This is a genomic window from Candidatus Accumulibacter sp. ACC003, assembly GCF_907163085.1.
Classification (GTDB): Bacteria; Pseudomonadota; Gammaproteobacteria; order Burkholderiales; family Rhodocyclaceae; genus Accumulibacter.
The window spans coordinates 495,997-515,112 of sequence record NZ_CAJQTX010000005.1 but is presented as its reverse complement, the minus strand read 5'-3'; the positions used below and the strand labels follow the sequence as shown (position 1 = coordinate 515,112).

At 62.8% G+C, this 19,116-nt stretch carries 16 protein-coding genes and 1 CRISPR repeat array (1 of these 17 only partly in view); of the genes, 2 read left to right on the top strand and 14 right to left on the bottom strand.

The genetic code is table 11. From position 1 onward, the window contains the following. Positions 1–1,252: a CRISPR direct-repeat array (repeat unit 29 nt; unit sequence GGGCCTATCCCCGCTGGCGCGGGGGAAAC) (it extends 2,194 nt beyond the left edge of the window). A 67-nt stretch (positions 1,253–1,319) separates the two neighbouring features. From cas2e to QZ656_RS12050, 9 genes are all read right to left on the bottom strand, one after another. Next, positions 1,320–1,616: a type I-E CRISPR-associated endoribonuclease Cas2e gene (gene cas2e, locus QZ656_RS12090; protein ID WP_291993618.1), complete on the bottom strand. Its 297-nt coding sequence runs from the start codon at positions 1,614–1,616 to the stop codon at positions 1,320–1,322. Next, positions 1,588–2,481, bottom strand: a complete 894-nt coding sequence (gene cas1e, locus QZ656_RS12085) for a type I-E CRISPR-associated endonuclease Cas1e (protein ID WP_291993617.1) — start codon at positions 2,479–2,481, stop codon at positions 1,588–1,590. The genes cas2e and cas1e overlap by 29 nt, the downstream gene beginning before the upstream one ends. Next, positions 2,475–3,176, bottom strand: a complete 702-nt coding sequence (gene cas6e / locus QZ656_RS12080) for a type I-E CRISPR-associated protein Cas6/Cse3/CasE (protein WP_366522161.1) — start codon at positions 3,174–3,176, stop codon at positions 2,475–2,477. Before cas6e ends, cas1e begins: the two co-directional genes overlap by 7 nt. Positions 3,177–3,208: 32 nt before the next feature. After that, positions 3,209–3,922 (bottom strand): type I-E CRISPR-associated protein Cas5/CasD, encoded by a 714-nt coding sequence (cas5e, locus tag QZ656_RS12075; protein WP_291993615.1) that lies wholly within the window; start codon positions 3,920–3,922, stop codon positions 3,209–3,211. A 1-nt stretch (position 3,923) separates the two neighbouring features. Further along, positions 3,924–5,189: a type I-E CRISPR-associated protein Cas7/Cse4/CasC gene (gene cas7e, locus QZ656_RS12070; protein ID WP_291993614.1), complete on the bottom strand. Its 1,266-nt coding sequence runs from the start codon at positions 5,187–5,189 to the stop codon at positions 3,924–3,926. Between the two features lie 21 nt (positions 5,190–5,210). Further along, entirely contained in the window at positions 5,211–5,798 is a 588-nt protein-coding gene (casB, locus tag QZ656_RS12065; protein WP_291993613.1) for a type I-E CRISPR-associated protein Cse2/CasB, read from the bottom strand. Continuing rightward, positions 5,795–7,396, bottom strand: a complete 1,602-nt coding sequence (gene casA, locus QZ656_RS12060; RefSeq protein WP_291993612.1) for a type I-E CRISPR-associated protein Cse1/CasA — start codon at positions 7,394–7,396, stop codon at positions 5,795–5,797. Before casA ends, casB begins: the two co-directional genes overlap by 4 nt. A 20-nt stretch (positions 7,397–7,416) precedes the next feature. Further along, positions 7,417–10,014: a CRISPR-associated helicase Cas3' gene (gene cas3, locus QZ656_RS12055; protein ID WP_366522154.1), complete on the bottom strand. Its 2,598-nt coding sequence runs from the start codon at positions 10,012–10,014 to the stop codon at positions 7,417–7,419. Positions 10,015–10,764: 750 nt separating this feature from the next. Next, positions 10,765–10,902 carry a hypothetical protein gene (locus QZ656_RS12050; protein WP_291993610.1) on the bottom strand — a complete coding sequence of 46 codons (138 nt, stop codon included), beginning with the start codon at positions 10,900–10,902 and terminating at the stop codon, positions 10,765–10,767. Between the two features lie 25 nt (positions 10,903–10,927). On the opposite strand from QZ656_RS12050, the gene QZ656_RS12045 reads away from it, so the two are divergent. After that, positions 10,928–11,575 carry a LysE family translocator gene (locus tag QZ656_RS12045; protein ID WP_291993609.1) on the top strand — a complete coding sequence of 216 codons (648 nt, stop codon included), beginning with the start codon at positions 10,928–10,930 and terminating at the stop codon, positions 11,573–11,575. 48 nt (positions 11,576–11,623) lie between these two features. Here QZ656_RS12045 and tkt read toward each other — a convergent pair whose 3' ends face one another. From tkt to QZ656_RS12030, 3 genes are all read right to left on the bottom strand, one after another. After that, complete coding sequence (gene tkt, locus QZ656_RS12040; protein WP_291993608.1) at positions 11,624–13,699, bottom strand: transketolase; 2,076 nt, start codon at positions 13,697–13,699, stop codon at positions 11,624–11,626. A 61-nt stretch (positions 13,700–13,760) separates the two neighbouring features. After that, positions 13,761–14,636, bottom strand: a complete 876-nt coding sequence (locus QZ656_RS12035; protein WP_291993607.1) for a phosphoribulokinase — start codon at positions 14,634–14,636, stop codon at positions 13,761–13,763. A 131-nt stretch (positions 14,637–14,767) separates the two neighbouring features. Next, positions 14,768–15,850 (bottom strand): class 1 fructose-bisphosphatase, encoded by a 1,083-nt coding sequence (locus tag QZ656_RS12030; RefSeq protein ID WP_291993606.1) that lies wholly within the window; start codon positions 15,848–15,850, stop codon positions 14,768–14,770. Positions 15,851–15,968: 118 nt separating this feature from the next. Between QZ656_RS12030 and QZ656_RS12025 the strand changes: the two genes are divergently transcribed. After that, positions 15,969–16,880, top strand: a complete 912-nt coding sequence (locus QZ656_RS12025; protein WP_291993605.1) for a LysR substrate-binding domain-containing protein — start codon at positions 15,969–15,971, stop codon at positions 16,878–16,880. An 11-nt stretch (positions 16,881–16,891) separates the two neighbouring features. Here QZ656_RS12025 and QZ656_RS12020 read toward each other — a convergent pair whose 3' ends face one another. Both QZ656_RS12020 and QZ656_RS12015 read right to left on the bottom strand, forming a co-directional pair. Further along, on the bottom strand, positions 16,892–18,379 hold the full coding sequence (locus QZ656_RS12020; protein WP_291993604.1) for a sensor histidine kinase: 1,488 nt from the start codon (positions 18,377–18,379) through the stop codon (positions 16,892–16,894). Continuing rightward, positions 18,348–19,028: a response regulator transcription factor gene (locus QZ656_RS12015; RefSeq protein WP_291993603.1), complete on the bottom strand. Its 681-nt coding sequence runs from the start codon at positions 19,026–19,028 to the stop codon at positions 18,348–18,350. The genes QZ656_RS12020 and QZ656_RS12015 overlap by 32 nt, the downstream gene beginning before the upstream one ends. Positions 19,029–19,116: the final 88 nt, after the last annotated feature.

Sequence of the window (19,116 nt, the reverse complement as noted above, 5' to 3'; positions counted from 1 at the left end):
ATGGGCCTATCCCCGCTGGCGCGGGGGAAACCATACCCACCCTTGCTTTGCGTCGCCTTCATGAGGCCTATCCCCGCTGGCGCGGGGGAAACTTCAGGGTCTGGTTTCCATCCTGGAGTCTCTGGGGCCTATCCCCGCTGGCGCGGGGGAAACTTGGTCGTCCGGTACTGCACTACACACAGCAGGGGCCTATCCCCGCTGGCGCGGGGGAAACTTACGCGAACAGGTCTACGCGGATCGGTAGAAGGGCCTATCCCCGCTGGCGCGGGGGAAACGAGGTAATTCGCTGCGTCGTAGCCGCAGCGCAGGGCCTATCCCCGCTGGCGCGGGGGAAACTCAGGAGGTAATGTCATGAAAAGTCTAAACGTGGGCCTATCCCCGCTGGCGCGGGGGAAACCCCATTGTTGTCCCACCCATGTACCGTAGTCCGGGCCTATCCCCGCTGGCGCGGGGGAAACTCCTTGGTGAAAGGGAAAGTCATGTTCGATTGGGGCCTATCCCCGCTGGCGCGGGGGAAACGATTTCCCTGGCGCGGGTCAAGGCCGAGCTTCGGGCCTATCCCCGCTGGCGCGGGGGAAACACTCGGCGCGCTGTTGTTGCCGCGCTTACCGGGGGCCTATCCCCGCTGGCGCGGGGGAAACACCGCATGGGACTATAGCGGCGGACGGGAAGCGGGCCTATCCCCGCTGGCGCGGGGGAAACACCCGCAGTCCTGCCTGACATCACAAACTCAAGGGCCTATCCCCGCTGGCGCGGGGGAAACTTCGCCGACAACCTCAACGAACGCGATGCCAAGGGCCTATCCCCGCTGGCGCGGGGGAAACGGATGCGGGCAGGGTCCATTGCTGGCGCGTGAGGGCCTATCCCCGCTGGCGCGGGGGAAACCAGAAGGCGGCGGCGGCGGCCATCGGTTCCAAGGGCCTATCCCCGCTGGCGCGGGGGAAACCCGACTGGCGAAGTTCCTGCCGCTATCTGTCGAGGGCCTATCCCCGCTGGCGCGGGGGAAACTCAATCAGCCAGAACTGCAGCCAGACGGCTCGGGGCCTATCCCCGCTGGCGCGGGGGAAACGTGTCTCTTCGAATCCTGACCATCGCGATGGAGGGCCTATCCCCGCTGGCGCGGGGGAAACTTCGAGAGCGATGAGATGAAGCGCATGAGCATGGGCCTATCCCCGCTGGCGCGGGGGAAACTCGTCATTCTCTGGCGGGCCTTCTGCGGCAACGGGCCTATCCCCGCTGGCGCGGGGGAAACTCTTGTAGATAGCCCCATGATCCAAAAGAGAAAACGTCAATACCAATTCATCTTGTTAAAGAGCGCTTTATACCATACGTCTGACCAGCCACAGGCCGTCAAGCTCGACCAACTCCCTTGGCGGCTCCCCGAGTGTCTTGATGCCAACGCCGCCGGTTTCATTCAGATCACGCCATACGACGACTACGCTGCCTTGCGGCTCTGCCGAATACCAGTCCGACAAAGTCGCCCAGACGCGTCCCCTGACTGCTGGACTCATACGCGGCGAGATGTAAACGGTTGGCGTGACCTCCAGCATGACCGACGCCAGGAAGCCTCGGTATCGATAGGCGACATCACGCGTCACTATGACTACCAGCGCCATCGTTTTCCTCCGTCCGTAGCACCAACTTGACCTTGTCGATCATGCTGGCGATGACATCCTGTTTGCGGAACACAGTGGACGCTTCGCGGCGGACCAGGCGATCGATGGCGGTGTCGTCACCATTGATGGCTTTCTTCGCCGCCGTAAAGGCGATTTGCAGGGTCACCGTCTCCCTGAAGAGGTCGGCAATGTCGAGCACGAAGGCCTGCCCCGAATCCTCATGGATGAACCCGAGTTGCGGAATCGCTGCCAGTGCCTGTACGGCGATCGCCGCCGCTCCCTGCACAGCGGTGGCCGCATGATTGATGCCTTGATTCGGCATGTCCGCCGCTCCGGGATTGCTCCGGTCGTAGCGCCGGCCTTCCCAGGGAATGCCGTATTTTTCCGCCATCAGGCGATAGATCGCCTTGACCCTGGCGCCTTCGATTCCTCGCAAGGTATCCAGGTCGCGGTGCGGCAGGACTTCGCCCAGACGCAGGGCATACATGTGCCGGGCGACGCTGATGCGCCGACGCGGGTTTCCCCAGAGTTCAGCCTGACGCCTGGCGACATCCGAGCGGTCAGGCAACAATGGCGGCGCGGTGTAGGTTCGTACCCCATCCTGTCCGACTGCGGCCATCAGTGTTCCATGGCGCGCGAGCAGGCGTAGCGCGTCGTGGGTGACGCTACTTCCCGGCCCGAGCAGAATCATCGATACGGCCTGATGCGGCACCTGCAGGATGTAGGGAGTCAGCGAGTCCTTGCCGGCCATGAAATGCAGGCAACCGTCGATGACGCAGAGTTCGCCGCGCTCCAGCCAGATCAGCCCGTGCCGGTCGGCATGCGGGACACGGGCGGTTTCCAGCCCGAGTCGTCCCTTCAGCATGACGCGGCCGGCCTGAGCAGCAACATGCCAAAGCCGAAAGCCCGGTGCCGGCCAATTCCTCGCTCCAGTAAACGGTTGAAGGCTGGCGCGTCTCCCACCTGCAACTGGCCTTTGAAAACAACATCCGGCCCGGCGATGTTGGTCGTCTTCCGCTTGCCGTTGTCGTCACTACCCGCTTTGCGCAGAACGCGTGTAAGCCGGAAGGAGTCGAGCTGCACTTCGGCAATCTGCGCCGCACCATCGACGGCAAACTGCTGCGCCAGCCAGTCGGCGTAAATCGCGGTGCGCCGGACAATGCTGCCGTTTTCAGCGGCCTTCCCGGTGTCGGCCGTACCCTCCACGGCATGCAGATAGGCATCCCGCTCTCGCCCGTCCTTGCTGCGCACCACCGGACGCAGCCGCGCCTCGAAACCCAGACGCTGCCCTGCCCGCCAGGCGGTCGGAAACGAGCGGGCGTCCAGATAATCCAGGCCAAGAGCCCGAGCCACGCCCGGCGGTGCGAGGCTGGCATTCAGGCGCAGCGTCTCGACGTCAACCGAGGTATAAGCCAGCAGCCCTTGTTGTCCCCCCAGATAATGGAAGGGCTTCGGCGCCAGATCGCCAAACGCGGCACTGAGCAAGGCATGCAAGGCGTAGCCGTAATCGCCATCCGGCGACAGCAGTCGATGGCGAGTCGCCCACGGAGCCAAGGCCATGGGGTCCGGTTGCAAACGCAATAGCTGAAAGCTCATGTTGGCGATCCCGGCAAGACGAAGTGGCCTTCGCGCACAGGCCGCCAACCGCCGTGCACGCCACTCCTCCAGTTGCGCTCGTCGCACAGGTCCAGAGAACGATCTCCTGCCAGCGTGCCCTCGCCGTCCGGCCACTGCACGCGCAGGTGCCGGGCCTTTTCGGGTAACTGTGCCGTCTGCAGGGCGACGAGGATGCTGTCGGCTTCGTGCCAGCCGGCGAAGAGGCGTCGACTAGGCAGGCAGCTCTTGCGACCAATGAAAAGCGGGCGGGCAGGATGATCGAGGACCCGCGCCAGATCATCAAGCATCGGGGCTTCGGCAGCCGACTCAAGGCGCAAGGCGACGAGGACATTCAGGCTGGCGTGGTAGTCGCGGTAACGCAGATGGGGCGACTTGTAGGAATCTGCACCTCCACGACGTTCCTCGGCAATTCCCCAGGTGGTCCAGCCCTTGTCATCCTTGCTTAGTTGCGCGGTCTGAAAATCGGTTAGCCGCTGCACGTCACCATCCAACCGCGCGCCCACCAACAGACGGGCCTGCAAACGATCGTGCAATTCGCTTTCTTCCCGCCGGTAGCCCAGGGCGTTTGCCAACAGACCCGTGACCATGGACAGCGCGGGAAAGTCGCGAATCACGCCGTAATTGTCGATGGTCTCGCCGCCAAAGGCCATCAGCGGTGCCTCCAGTCGCATCAAGAGATGGCGAGGCATTTCAGCACGCCCCTTTTTCGATGATTTCCTTTGCCCAATCCGCCAGACGGCCAAGGTTCAGCCGCTCGGCGCCGGGGACTTCGACCTCCGGGTCAACGGCAAGAAAACGCCGCGACAGAGGCGCCCCATAAGCGTCGTCCATGGCGGCGATTTCCCTGGTCAGCCGATTGACCGTCCGCTGGCGAATCGTGCCCTCCTTGCCATCGAGCGGCAGGGCATCGTGGAAGGCGCCGGCCAGGCTGCGAGGTTGCCAATCGCCGGCTTCAATCAACATGAACTTGGCCCAGTCGAAAGGCGCGGTGGAACCGCGTTTGGCGCCCGGGCTGACGGTGGCGATCAAGTGCAGCAGGTGCTGTACGACCCGCCCGGCCAGAACGCGACGCTCGGCTGGGGTACCGGATGCAAAGCAATCCTTGAAGTCCTCGCCCTCCAGGTTCTGGACAAGCTGCGGCACATCGACCACGACATAGCCGTAGTAAAGGCCGGAGGCGAGTTCGGTGTCGAAGATGCCAGCCGACCCCATCTGCAGAAGATCGTCCACCACCGTGAAATAGTCACTTTCTACCTGCGCCTGATGAACCGTGAAGGCGTGGGCCACGTAGACCGCAGCGTCGCGACTAGCCAGCAAGTCTGAGGTTACCATACGACCAAACAAGGCCGCCTCTAAGCCGCAGCCTAAAGGAATATTTTCGATATTGGATCTCTCTGACTTCAGGCGCTCAAGAAGAAGCAGTTTGGCGGTTGTTGCATCAGTGGCCGAAGAGCCGACGTCGAGGCACAACGATTTCAAGTACTCGTATTCAGACAATCCGAGAAGAATGGCTTGCCCCTTGCCATTTTCTCCGGTTCCATCGGCTTCGTCACTTATCTCATCTTGCTCATCATCACTTCCCGCTTTCTTCGACTTCCTTGTGGTTTGTTTTTTCTTGGCTTCTTTTATCAGTTTGTCGACACCCTTGCTAAAAGCATTTTTCAGTGAGGACGAAAGCATTTCAGCAACAGGCAGCGCTATTCCGCTCGCCACTAGCATTTCTTGGATCTTATCGACAAAGATCCTGGAACGAGCTGCCATAGGCACACCAAGGTGCTTTAGGGAAAATTGGTCTTCCGTGACCCGCCAGTGCCGCTTCAGGCACTGCGAGGAGATCCGGGTACGGACGGCGTTACCCAATGGCAATCGCTTGGCAAGCCCTGCATCGTCACGATTGAGCAATGCGGCCGGGTAAGTGTGCAGAGTGTGAATCTGTATGAAACGCGGGATGGACATCGTCAGGCTCCAGTGAGTGAATCAGTGTTTTGGTTTCTTGGCTTCAGCAGAGAAGAAACTGCCGGCGATTCGCAGGCGTATGGTTTCGGCAGCTTGCTCATCGCGGCCCTGGTTGAGGATCAGACCACCGAGATCAAACCAGTTGGGTGCCTGCCCTTCCTTGCTGGCCAGCAGTCGCAGCAAACGCGGAACGAGTTGCCTGAAAGCATCGCCACGAGCGGTCAGCAACTTGGTCACTCGCGACTCGGAAACACCCGCCGCGCTGAGTTGCTGGCCCAAGCGCCGACTGCTATCGTGGCCAGCCAATGCCATGCCATGGGCAATCATTGCCCAACGCCGCCATGTGTCCACTTGCCAGTTTTCTGGTGCGAGGTCGGCATAGACCAGGGCTCGCGACAGCGCGGCAATTTGATGCGGGCGAAACTCGGAGTCCGGGTCGAGGCGCGCCAAGGCGGCGTGCTCGCCGTTGTCCAGACCATGCACATCGCCCTTGAAGCGGGCCGCTTGGGTGATGATTCTCGCCAGCCTGAAAATCGGACTTTCCCGCTTTACTGATAGGTTTTCAGCAGGCGGTGGCTGGTCCGCCGGGTCGGCATCATGGGCGCTCATGGGAGTTCCTTGTCAATGGATCGTTGGCGAAGGTGGTTGGCCAGGTCTGGTAGCGTCTTGGAGTTTCGCAAATCACTGTGGAATCGGGATAGAGCCGCGGCCTGAGCGCGGTAACGCTGCTCGCCGCATTGCGGCCCGGCGGTAAATGCATGCCTCAGCACGGCTTCGGCAGCGTCCTTCATCGACAACAGCCATTGCAAGCGCTCGTCATCGGGTTGTTCGGACTCTATTTCTTCGTTCAGGGCGATGAAAAAACGGGCGTCTTCGGCTTGCTCAAACAGGTGCGCCCGTTGGCTTGCCTTGTCCTTAACCCCATCTGCAAAATCCTTATCCGCCCCTTGGTTAAAGAGAGTGCTGATTGCAATCCATAGCACACGACGCAACTCCGCAATAGCGGCGATCCGTTCACCTGCAACCTTGGCCAACACATCAGTCTGCCTGCGCAAAATAAGATTCCGAACAGTTCGAGATAGCGGAACATGGCGCTCGTGATACCCCTCGGTGACGCTCTTGTTTCCCATGGGCCCACCGCGAGATATTGCCTGCATTAAGGCAGAAACCCCTGTGGCCCCATCGGACTCGTGCAATGTCATTGCCAATGGCTGCTTGTACACCTCCTTGCGATATGGCACACCAAAAAGAAGTGCCGATGCCAATTGGTAGTGGAATCCGTTTCCACGAATTCTGAGCGCCTCTCCACTCACGGCATTGATCGGCGTCCAGGCGTCGCCTGTTGCTCCCCTCGGTAGGTGTTCACCGATTCGGCTTTGCTTGCTCGAATTTGCTCTGGCTAATAGCTCGCCTGTACCAGACAAGACCAGCCTCACGAGTCTACAGATCTCAATATAGAAGGGATCAAGGCTTGAAAATGCCAGTGATCGTGTCCCATCCCAGGGAGGAAGCCACAACAGTTCATGGCCACCCGCTTCACGCAAACTGAGTGTTTCGACAATCGAGTCGCGTGCATCCCTGACTATCGACAGATCCCGTCGCCAGCGACGCCCTGCATTCCCCTTGGCCACGGCGCCCAGCGCAATACGGCATCCAAAACCACCAGCCATCCGAGAAATTCCCCAGTTGTCTCGACCGCCATAGCCTTCCTGAGTTTGCAAACTGATCAAGGCCATTATCCAATCGTCCGCTTCGGCGCAACGCATTCGAGCCGCCTTCAGATCGTGATTCTTCGAGGTCACCAGCATGTCCAGCTCGTCAGCGGCGCGAAAGGCGGTTCTCCAGCCATCGATTCGCCCGCCCGGCACCGGCGCCTGCATGAACGCCGGTCGGTCGTGCGGCGCAATCAGGCACCAGGCCGCACCATCCGGGTGTTCGGGCGTGAGATCCAGGAGAGCCTGTTTCCAGGTCGCCTCGCTATCGAAAAACTCGCTTCGTCCAGCACGATGCAGGGCGATCGCCGCCAGTTGCACGAGAAAGGCATGCCAAGGATGGCGTTGATGAGGGCGCAGAGCGGGGAAGTCTCTTACGGCGTCGTGCCCCAGCGCAACGAACAAGCCGGGCAGGCTGAAAGACCGGGGCTTGCCGTCAGCAACCAGCCGGGTTCGGATCAGGGGTTCATCGAGCAGGTTGTAGAGCAGCGTCACGGCGAATCTCCGGCAACGGGTTATTGGTCCTTGAGACGTTCCAGCCCCAGGCGGCTATAGCGAAAGAGTGCTTCGCCCAAGCGAAAACTGGTGCCCTCTTCCGGGTGCGTGACTGCGGTGGGTTCGGCATCGGGTGACAAGTCCCTGGGCAGCAGGTGGTATCGGATGGGAAGGGTCTTGAGCGGTTCGCCAAAGGGGCCGGTTTGTTCCGGGTCGAAGTGCACCACTCTGTCCTGCGCGCCGAGCCGGGTACCCACTTGAACGCCAGTGGGGAACTCCTGTTCGCCAAATTCTTGTTCCACGTCCAGCATATGCAGATGACCGATCGTTTTTTCCGCGCTGACATCTCCTTCGAGCTTCGCGGCCAGGCTTTGCCACGCCTCACCGAGTTCGGTCTGCAAGGCTTCAAGTCGCGCTGGATGTGTCGCCGCTTCCACGAGGAAGCGGTTGTCGTCGGGTATGCGCGCTTCCGGCGTCTCGGCGAGCAGGCGACGCGTCGCTTCGACGATGCGCAGGTCGTCATAGACGCCGCCGCCGTTCCGATGGCGCCCGAGTCCATTTTTCGCGCGGATCAAGAGTGGCGTCAGGTCATCCCCAAGCGGCGTCAGGACCGAGACCTGCGCGATCCGGTAAGCCTCCGGACGCTCGTTGGCGTGGCGATGCAGGCGACCGACGCGCTGCAATAGCACGTCCATCGGGCACAGGTCGGTGATCAGGAAATCGGCGTCGATATCGAGGCTCTGTTCGAGCGTCTGGGTGCCGACGACGATCAAGGCGCCGCTTGACCGCTTCTTGCCCAGGCGTTCTTCGATGGCGGCGTCGAGCAACGGCCTGTCCTGGCGGCTGAAGCGACTGTGATGTAGCGTGACCACCCCTTTCACCTGAAACAGCCACGCCCGCTCGGGCACCCTGGCTTCGAGCGCCGCGAGGGTGGCGATCGCGGCGGGTACGGTGTTGCGAACGATCAGCACCTTGGCTCCCTGAACGGCAGCCGCCAACGCCAGGTCAGCAATTTGCTCGGGGGAATCGATGATGTCGCGCGTGCTCCAGAGCACACGCTTGGACTGGCCCGTTCCCGCTACCGCGCGCAGGCTGCTCCTGTCGGAAATCGCCGGATAGGGCACCTGGCAGGCGATGTCGAAGGGCATCGCTGGGGGCGGCGAAGAGCTTCGGCCTTGCGGCGTCAGCGCCAGGTAACGGCTGCGAGCGCTGGAGCCCAGCGTCGCGGAGAGCAACACGGCATGGCCGCCGCAGTTCAGGTGCGCCTTCAGCAACTGTCGGAGCAGGACAGTCATGTAGGCATCGGAAGCGTGCACTTCGTCGACCACCAAGAGGCTGCGGGCGAGGGTGGCGTGGCGCAGGTGGGCGTGGGGTACTTGCAGGGCGCCGAGTAGTGCCTGGTCGATGGTGCCGACGGCGATTGGGGCAGCGAGAAAACGCTTGGCGTTTTCGCCCGCCCAACGTTGCGGGGCCGCCTGATCGTCCGGGTTGTCGGACCACAGAACCTTGAAATTGGGCAGCGCCTGAGCTTCTTCGCCATCGGCAGCGACGTAGCCAGGCAAGGCGCGCAGGGCCATGGGCGGATTCTCCGGCCACAGGCGCTTCAGCGTGTCCTGCACCCGCTGGTAGAGTTGGCTAGCGGCGACTCGTGTCGGCAAGGCAAAGTAGAGGCTATCGACTTCTCCGGCGCGAAAAAGCTGCAGATAGCGCCAGAGAGCGGCCTCGGTCTTGCCGCTGCCGGTTTCCGATTCAAGGATCACCAGCGGCCCGAGGCTGTCGGCGGCCATGGCGGCCTGGATGGGGTGTGGTGGGAATCCGCCAAAGGTGCTGGCAAAGTCCGGCTCGGTCGCGATGAGTCGGTCGCGCCAGTCTTCGGCGTCCAGGCCGAGGGTGGCAATGGCCCGATCGGCGAGTCCAGGAGCTCTTGCCGCCCTGGCCTCGCCGGGATCGGAAAACTCAAAGAAGCGGGTGTCCGATCCCAGCCAGTCAGCCAGTTGGACGAGACCGGCGAACAAATGGCCAAATTCTGGTTTTTCCGGCAAGCACTCACCGCCAGGCTGGAAGGCCGGAGGATAAAGAGTCAAGCCGCAGTCGGCTATGGTTTTCAACACTGCCGCAGGATCGTATGCTCCGGCTTGTGTTTTCCAGATCGTCACGCTGCTGCAGAGAGTGTCCTTTATCGGTCGCCCGTGGTGGCTGATGCTGGCACTCAGTAGTGAATCACAGGCCGCGCCCCAGCTGCAGATTTGCTCGATCAGCGGCTCTATCGCTGCCGCAGCCGTCGGCACTTCGAAGAGCTTGCATGCCTCGCGGCCGTGCCCCGCAACGATTCTCACCGGCCAAGCCACCGGTATCCCCGTCTTCCAGCGCTTGGCCTGGAATCCGCTATTCGCCTTGCCGATGTCGTGCAGAAAAGCCAGCACGCTGAGGCGTGCAATATCCTGCTCGGTAAGTTGGCGTCCGGAAGTCTTTTCCATGGCGCGCCGAATCGAACGACAGTGTGCCAGACGATGAAAGCAGGCCGCCACGTCGATCATGTGATCAATCAGCAAATGCCACTGACGCACGCTTCCATCGTCTTCGTGTTCGAGCTTTCCGAATGCGTCGGTGTCGTTCAATACATGCTCCCCACTCATATCTATCCCCGGCACGATCCAGCGCGTTCAACTGTAGTCGAGGCGCGAAAAATCTTTCGTCTCAGTTTGCAGATTCTGGCCCGACCCGCACTGGCGCCATCAACTTGCGTAAACATTCAAACAGCAAAAACCGTGGCGTGAAGTGAGACGATTAACCACTTACGCAACGAGTGTTACGTATCGTAGTGAGGCTACTGTCTCTTGCCAATATATTTGTATATAAAAATATCGGATGGCCCTCACGAGATAAGGCTCGTGCTGTCCTGTTTATTACGGTCGCGGTTGTTTGCTCCTAAGAAACAGAAATGTAAGTCCTTGTTTTTTTGAGAGCGCCTGGCCCGCGCGCGCGGTTGGGAGGCTCACAAGAAAACACGTTTTGCCCCCGGGTGATGGACAGTTGCTCCACTGGATTGCTTCACTCCGTTCGCTACGACGACCCGGTGGCGTCGACTGATTTTCACCGCGTTCGCAAAAGCCGCCTGGCCAATGCTTCCCGACACACCGTTGAGCACCGTCACTGCGAGGAGCGTAGCGACGCGGCAGTCCAGCAGTCCGCTCCAATGACCGCACTGGCTCCGCCGCTGCAAACCCCTGGATTGCTTCACTCCGTTCGCAATGACGACCTGGCGCGGGGGAAACGCGGTCGAGAGCGAGCCGCGCCGGGAAAACCGGGTGCCCATGCCAGCCGCAGCGCTGGTAGCCGACTTTCGGCCGTGGCTTGGGGTACAGCAGCTAGTGACGATTGAGCTGCACGCCGACGTCGAGCAGCCACCGCCAGTCGTCGAGTAGACCGGCGCGAACCAGGTCGAGATTGGCCGCAGAAGCTGGATGGCTGCTCCATAATTCCGGTTGATTGTCGACAAGCGACACGCCTGTAGTGATTTCCGGAGGTGCAGTGGACCAAACCCTGTTCAGCGACCCCTCGCTAGCCGCCTTTCTGGTGGCCAGTCTGGTACTGGCGGCGACGCCGGGGCCGGGGGTGCTCTATATTCTGGCGCGGACACTGGCGCAGGGTCGGCTCGCCGGTCTTGCGTCGGTCGCCGGCGTGGCTATCGGCAACCTGGCCAACGCGCTCGCTGCCGCGATCGGTCTGGCGGCGCTGCTGGCTCTCTCTTCGCTGGCGTTCACGATCGTCAAATACGCGGGCGCCGCTTACCTCGTGTATCTGGGAATCCGGGCGCTGGGCGGCGGCCGATCGCCGCTGGCGGAGAGCGCTTTTGGCAAAGCCGAGTTGTTGCCGATCTTTCGCGACGGTTTTGTCGTTGCGCTGCTCAATCCCAAGACGGCGTTGTTTTTTGCCGCGTTTCTGCCGCAGTTCATCGACGCCGCGGCTTCGCCGCTGGCGCAGAGCGCGCTGTTCGGCTCGCTGTTCGTACTGATCGCGGTGATTACCGACAGCCTTTACGTGCTCTCCGCGAGCGCGCTCTGGCCGCTACTGAAACACCGCAAGGGCGCGCGCGGCGCCGGCCGCTATCTCAGCGCAGCGGTGCTGATCGGGCTCGGCGTGCTGACCGCGCTGAGCGGCTCGCGCAGCGCCCGCTAGCCCTCGGCGAGCGCCGCTGCGACACCCGCGGCAGCGCGGCGGTTGCGATCAGCCGGCGGCCTTGGCCGCGCCGGCCGGTGGGCGCTTCTTCGCCGGCGGCGGCGCTGACGAGCCGAGCAGCCGACGCGCCGCGGCGACAATGGCCGCGACGTTGATCGCGAAGAACTCGTAGAGCACCGGCGCCGGTGCCGATTCGCCAAAGCGGTCGATGCCGACGACCGCGCCGGTGCCGCCGACGTACTTCCACCACAGGTCGGGATGCGCGGCTTCGACAGCGACCAGCGGTACACCCGGCGGCAGCACGGCGTGTCGATAGGCGAGCGGCTGTAAGTCGAAGCGGCGCGTGCACGGCATCGAGACGACGCGGGCGGCGATGCCTTCGCTGGCGAGAGCGGCCTGCGCGTCGACCGCCAGGCTCAGTTCGGAGCCGGTCGCGAGCAGCACGAGTTGCGCGCTGGCTTTGCCGCCAGCCGGCTCGCGCAAGACGTAGCCGCCGCGCTTGATTGCCGCGATCTGCTCGGCGCTACGCGCCAGCGCCGGCAGGTTCTGCCGCGACAGCAGGAAGCACGAGGGGCCGTCGTGGCGTTCGAGCGCTTCGCTCCAGGCGACGGCGGTCTCGAGTGCGTCGGCCGGACGCCATACATCCAGCCCGGGGATCAGGCGCAGGGAAGCCGCGTGCTCGATCGGCTGGTGCGTCGGGCCGTCTTCACCGAGGCCGATCGAATCGTGCGTATAGACCAGTAACTGCCGCAGCTTCATCAGCGCGGCGAGGCGGATGGCGTTGCGCGCGTAGTCGGAGAAGACCAGGAAAGTCGCGGTATAGGGAATGAAGCCGCCGTGCAGCGCGATGCCGTTGGCGATCGCCGTCATGCCGAACTCACGGACGCCGTAATTGACGTAGTTACCGCCGGCTTCGCGGTTGGCCGGCCGCGTGCCGCTCCAGTTGGTGAGATTGGAGCCGGTCAGGTCGGCCGAGCCGCCGAGTAGCTCGGGTAGCGCCGGGGCGAGCGCTTCGATGACGTTCTGCGAAGCCTTGCGGGTGGCCACGGCAGCGCTCTGCGTCGCCAGCTGCGCAAGCAGCGCGTTGACGCGCTGCGACCAGTCGGCGGGCAGCTCACCGCGCAGCCGCCGCTCGAAGTCGGCGGCCAGTTCGGGGTAGGCGACGCGATAGGCAGCGAACCTCGCCGCCCAGCGCTTCTCGGCGGCGGCCCCCGTGGCGCGCGCGTCCCAGCCGGCGCGAACGTCGGCAGGGATTTCGAAAGGCGCGAACGGCCAGTCGAGCTGGCGCCGCGTATTGGCGATTTCGCTGTCGCCGAGGGGGGCGCCGTGCACCTCGTGCGTACCACCCTTGTTGGGCGAACCGAAGCCGATCATGGTCTTGCAGCAGATCAGCGTCGGCCGCCCGGTCTGCGTCCTGGCGATACGGATGGCGGCCTCGATGGCGTCGGCGTCGTGACCGTCGCAGTTGGCGACGACGCGCCAGCCGTAGGCCTCGAATCGCTTCGGCGTGTCGTCGGCAAACCACGGCTGCACGTGCCCGTCGATCGAAATGTCGTTGTCGTCGTAGAAGACGATCAACTTGGCCAGCGACAACCTGCCGGCCAGCGAGCACGCCTCGTGCGAAACGCCTTCCATCAAACAACCGTCGCCGATGAAGGCGTAGGTGAAATGGTCGACGACCTGGTGGCCGTCGCGGTTGAAGGTCTCGGCCAGCAGACGCTCGGCCAGGGCCATTCCGACGGCGCCGGCGAGGCCCTGGCCGAGCGGTCCGGTGGTGGTTTCGACGCCGGGCGTCAGAGCGACCTCGGGGTGTCCCGGGGTTCTTGAATGCAGCTGCCGAAAGCGCTTGAGCTCGTCGATCGGCAGATCGTAGCCACTGAGATGCAAGAGGCCGTAGAGCAACATCGAGCCGTGTCCGTTGGAGAGCACGAAGCGGTCACGGTCGGCCCAGCTAGGGTTGGCCGGATTGTGTTTGAGATGGTAGCGCCAGAGGACTTCGGCGATGTCGGCCATTCCCATCGGCATCCCCGGGTGACCCGAGTTGGCCTGCTGGACGGCGTCGATGGCCAGGAAGCGCAGCGCGTTGGCGCAGCGGCGGCGTAGCTTGCGGGTTTCGGTGGGCACGGCGAATCTCCTTCAATCAGAGCACGCGAGCAGGCCTGGCGCAGCCGCCGCGGGCCAGGCTTCAGCGCGCACGGCGCTTCTTGTCGATCAGTTGCATGATCATCGGCGTGAAGATGATCTGCATCGCCAGCCCCATCTTGCCGCCCGGGCAAACGATGATGTTCGGGCGCGACATGAACGAGTTGTCGAGCATGCTCAGCAGATAGGGGAAGTCGATCCCGTGCGGGTTGGCGAAACGAATCACCAACAGGCTCTCGTCGGGCTGGGGGATGTCCTGGGCGATGAACGGGTTCGAGGTGTCGACGGTCGGGACGCGCTGGAAATTGACGTGCGTCCGCGAGAACTGCGGGCAGATGTAATTAATGTAGTCGGGCATCCGCCGCAGGATGGTATCGACCACCGCTTCGGTCGAGTAGCCCCGCTGCGCCTTGTCGCGATGCAGCTTCTGGATCCATTCCAGATTGATGATCGGGACGACGCCGATACACAGGTCGACGTGCCGGCCGACGTCGACGCCGTCGGTCGTGGCGGCGGCATGCAGACCCTCGTAGAACAGCAGATCGGTGTTTTCGGGGAGATCGGTCCACTCGGTGAAGGTGCCCGGCGGTGAGCCATAGAGCTCGGCTTCGACATCGTCGTGAACGTAATGCCGCGTGCGACCGAGGCCGCTCTCGCCGTACTCGCGAAACAGACCGGCGAGTTCGGCGAGCAAATTGGCCTCGGGGCCGAAATGGCTGAAATGGTGGTCGCCCGCGAGACCGGTCTCGGCCATCTTGGCACGCATTTCCAGGCGATCATACCGATGAAAGCTGTCGCCTTCGATGATCGCCGCGTTGAGTTTCTCGCGCCGGAAGATGTGCTGAAACGCTCGCGTGACCGACGTCGTGCCGGCGCCTGACGAGCCGGTAATGGCAATGACCGGGTTCTTGATCGACATGAGATTAGCTCCTTACTGTGAGAGTCGCGTCCGCGACTGACGAATAGCCGCTGTGCGGCCTGCGGCAGAGGCGTCTGGGTTGGTGGCAACGACGCTGACCGACGTTGGCCGTCGGCCGGCGCGCTGCCCAGTCAGTCGTCACGAAACAGCGTTCGCGTCGAAAACAGCGGCGAGCTGAATGGCTGGTCCTCACCGCTCGCGTGCTCGCGGTGATAGCGTTCGATGCGCTCGACTTCATCACGCGAGCCGAGAACCACCGGCACGCGTTCGTGCAGACCCGTCGGCTGCACGTCCAGGATGCGCTCGCGACCCGTCGACGCCAGACCACCGGCCTGGGCAACGATCATCGCCATCGGGTTGGCTTCGTACAGCAGCCGCAGTCGGCCAGGCTTCGACAGGTCCTTGCTGTCGCGCGGGTACATGAAAACGCCACCGCGCATCAGGATGCGGTGCACTTCGGCGACCATCGATGCCACCCAGCGCATGTTGAAATCCTGGCCACGGACGCCGCTCTTGCCAGCCAGGCACTCGCTGACGTAGCGCCTGATCGGCGGCTCCCAGAAGCGCTCGTTGGAGGCGTTGATCGCAAACTCGCGCGTTTCCGGCGCAATCAGCAGATTCGGGTGCGTCAGCAAGAACTCGCCAATATTGCGATCGAGCGTGAAACCATGCGTGCCGTTGCCGACGGTCAACACCAGCATCGTCGACGGGCCGTACAAGGCGTAGCCGGCGGCGACCTGCGCGGCACCGGGCTGCAGAAAATCGGCTGCCGTCGGCGCGTCGTCACGACACGTCTCGGGGCAGCGCAGGACCGAAAAGATGCTGCCGACCGAAAGGTTGACGTCGATGTTCGACGAACCGTCGAGCGGGTCGAAGACCAGCAGGTATTGACCGTGCGGGTTCTCGGCCGGGATCGGATAAATGTCCTCCATTTCCTCCGAAGCCATCGCCGCCAGGTGGCCGCCCCACTCGCAATGCCGTATGAAGGCCCCGTTGGCCAGCACGTCGAGCTTCTTCTGCGCCTCGCCCTGGACGTTTTCCTGGCCGGCGTCGCCCAGCACGTCGGCCAGCGAGCCGCGTGATACGCCCTGCGCAATCGCCTTGCACGAGCGCACAATGTCGCTGATCAGCATCGAGAAGTCGCCGGCCAGCGCCGGATTGCGGCGCTGCTCCTCGACCAGGAATTTGTTGACGTTGGTGCGGCCGCATAGCATGGGCGGTACTCCAGAAGATGAGCATTGGCGTTCGTCGCAGAATAGAGCTGATTCTAGCGACCTGATCGAAAAACTCTAGTTAAACATATTGTCTGTTTTGATTAAGAAACCATAACGAATGAGAAATGCGACGATCCGTCAGTTGCAGATATTTTCGGTGGCCGCCAGCCACCTTTCGTTCGCGCGTGCCGCCGAGCAATTGCATCTGACGCACGCGGCGATCTCGCTGCAGGTCAAACAACTCGAAGAGGTTTGTGGCACCTTGCTGTTTGAGCGCATCGGCAAGCGCGTCTTTCTCACCGAGGCGGGCGAGGTCCTGCTCGAACATGCGCGTCAGATCCTGCAGTCGCTGAAAGATGCCGACGAGGCACTGCTCGCCTTGAAGGGCGTGCAGGGCGGGCGAATCGCCGTCGCCGTCGCCAGTACCGCCGAGTATTTCGCGCCCGGACTGCTGGCGGAGTTTTGCAAGAAGCACGCCGATGTCCGGATTCGACTGCTGATCGACAACCGCGATACGGTCAGCCGTCTGCTGGCCGGCAACGAGGTCGATCTGGCGATCATGGGCCGGCCGCCGGCGACGCTCGACGCCACCGCCAGGGCCTTCGCGCCGCACCCGCTGGTGATCGTCGCCAGCGCCGACCACCCCTTGAGCAGACGGAAGAATATCGCCGTCGAAGACCTCACCGGCGAAACCCTGATCGTTCGCGAAAGCGGATCGGGAACGCGTTCGGCGATGGCGGAGTTCTTTCAGGAGCGTTCGATCAAGCCGCGGATCGGCATGGAAATGGCCAGCAACGAAGCGATCAAGCAGGCCGTCGTCGCCGGCCTCGGGATCAGCTTCATTTCCCAGCACACGCTCGGACTCGAACTGAGCGCCGGACGTCTGAGCATCCTCAAGGTCGAAGGGACGCCGGTGATGCGCCGCTGGCACATGGTGCGCCACCGGAGCAAGCACATGACTCCGGCGCTGGCCGCTTTCTGGGATTTCGTCGTCGAATTTGCGCCCGCCTACCTGCGCCAGCTGGTCTGAAGCGGCGCCGCTCAGGCATAACCGCTGCGCACCGCTTCGGGGAGTGCCAGACGTGGCGGCGGGCGGTGCAGCGGAAAGACGATGCGCGCGATACAGCCGTGCTGCTCTTCGCCACTGGCGTTGATCGTCAGCGGCCGCAAGCTGGCAGCGGCCTGATGGACTTCGGCGATTTCGCGAACGATAGCCAGCCCCAGGCCACTGCCTTCGCCGTCCCGGCCTTCGGCCCGGTAGAAACGGTCAAAGACCTTCTGCGAGTCGTCGTCAGCGATGCCGCTACCGTTATCCTCGATTTCCAGCAGCGCGAAATCGCCTTGCTTGACCACGCGCGCGGTGACGCGCCCGCCAGCCGGCGTGTAGCGCAGTGCGTTGTCGAGCAGATTGTTGATCATCTCGCGCAACAGGAAGGTATTGCCGAGAATGGGCACCGCACCGGCCGGCTCATAACCGAGGTCGATGCGCTTTTCGAGCGCCTGCATCACCCAGGTCTCGACAATTTCGTGCAGCAGCTGATCGAGATCGAGCGGCTGCAGCGTCTGCGGTGACAGCCCGCTGGCCTCGGCGCGCGCCAGCGCGAGCAACTGATCAACGAGATGCGCAGCACGGTCTACGCCGCTCAGGATTTGTCTGAGCGCATGCCGCACCTCGGCCGGATCGCTTTCGCGCATCGCCAGCTGCGCCTGCGTCTTCAAGCCGGTAAGCGGCGTGCGCATCTGATGCGCGGCGTTGGCGATGAAGCGCCGCTGCGCGTCGACATTGTGCTGCATGCGCGCCAGCATCGAATTGAAGGCTTCGGTCAAGGGCCGCAACTCTTCGGGGACGCGGCCGAGCGAGATCGGCGAGAGGTCGGCTTCGCGACGCGCCTCGATACGGTTGCGCAAGCGCGTCAGTGGGCGCAAGCCCTGCGACAGGCCGAACCACACCAACACGACGGCCAGCGGAATGATCACGAACTGCGGCAGGATGACGCTGGCGATGATCTTGTTGGCCAGCTGCGATCGTTTCTCGGTCGTTTCGCCGACTTCGATCAGCACCCGGCGCTCGCTCGACTCGCCCGGCGCCGACAGGTACATGTAGGCGACGCGCAGCGTTTGCCCGCTGAACTCGTCATCGCGGAAATGAACCTCGCCGTGCTCGCTATTCAGCAGGCTGCCGGCCACTGGCGACGGCAGTTCCGGGTCGCCGGCGACGAGTACGCCGTCGCCGTCGAGGAGGTGAAAATAGACGTTGTCGATCTCGTCGGATCGCAGGTAGAGCTGTGCCGTCCCAGGCAGCGCGAACTGCGGATAGCCACGGTCGAAATCGATCTGGCGCGCGATCGCCGAAACGTGTTCGCGCAACGACTGATCGTAGGGAAAGCCGGCGACGCTGTTGGCGAAATAGTGGGTGAAGGCGATGCTGATCGGCCACACGAACAGCAGCGGCGCGAGCATCCAGTCGAGAATCTCGCCAAACAGCGAGCGCTGGGCGTCAGGGTCTTGTTTCTTCCGCAGGTTTCTCAAGATAGTATCCGAGCCCACGGACGGTGGTGATATTGACGCCGGTCGCTTCGAGTTTCTTGCGCAAGCGGTGGATATAGACCTCAATGGCGTTGTGGCTGACTTCTTCGCCCCAACCGCAGAGGTGATCGACCAGCTGGTCCTTGCTGACCAGCCGCTTGCTTCGCGACAGAAGAATTTCGAGCAGGCCGAGCTCGCGTGCCGACAGGTCGAGCATTTGGCCATTGACCAGCGCACAGCGATCGGTCTGATCGAAGGTCAGTGAACCGCACTCGATCAGTCGCGCCGTACCCGACGAACGGCGGCTCAGCGCCCGCACCCGCGCCTCGAGTTCTGGCAACTCGAAGGGCTTGGCCATGTAGTCGTCAGCGCCCAGGTCAAGCCCCTTGACGCGATCGTCGATGCCGTCGAGCGCGGTCAGGATCAACACCGGCGTCGACGTCTTGCGCGCGCGCAGGCGGCGCAAAACGTCGAGCCCGGGCAGTCTGGGCAGGCCCAGGTCGAGGATCACCAGATCGTAGAGATTGGTCATCAGCGCGGTATCGGCATCAATCCCGTTAGCCGCGCAATCGACCGCGTAGCCCGCCTTGCGCAGCGAGCGACAGAGGCCGTCGGCGATGATTTGGTCGTCTTCAGCGAGGAGAATACGCATCGATCTTCGTTCCCTGCCCGACTTGCGTAAGCGGCTTGTAAGCGCTGGCCTATAGCCTACGCACGCTGTTTTCCATTTTCTGGTCCCG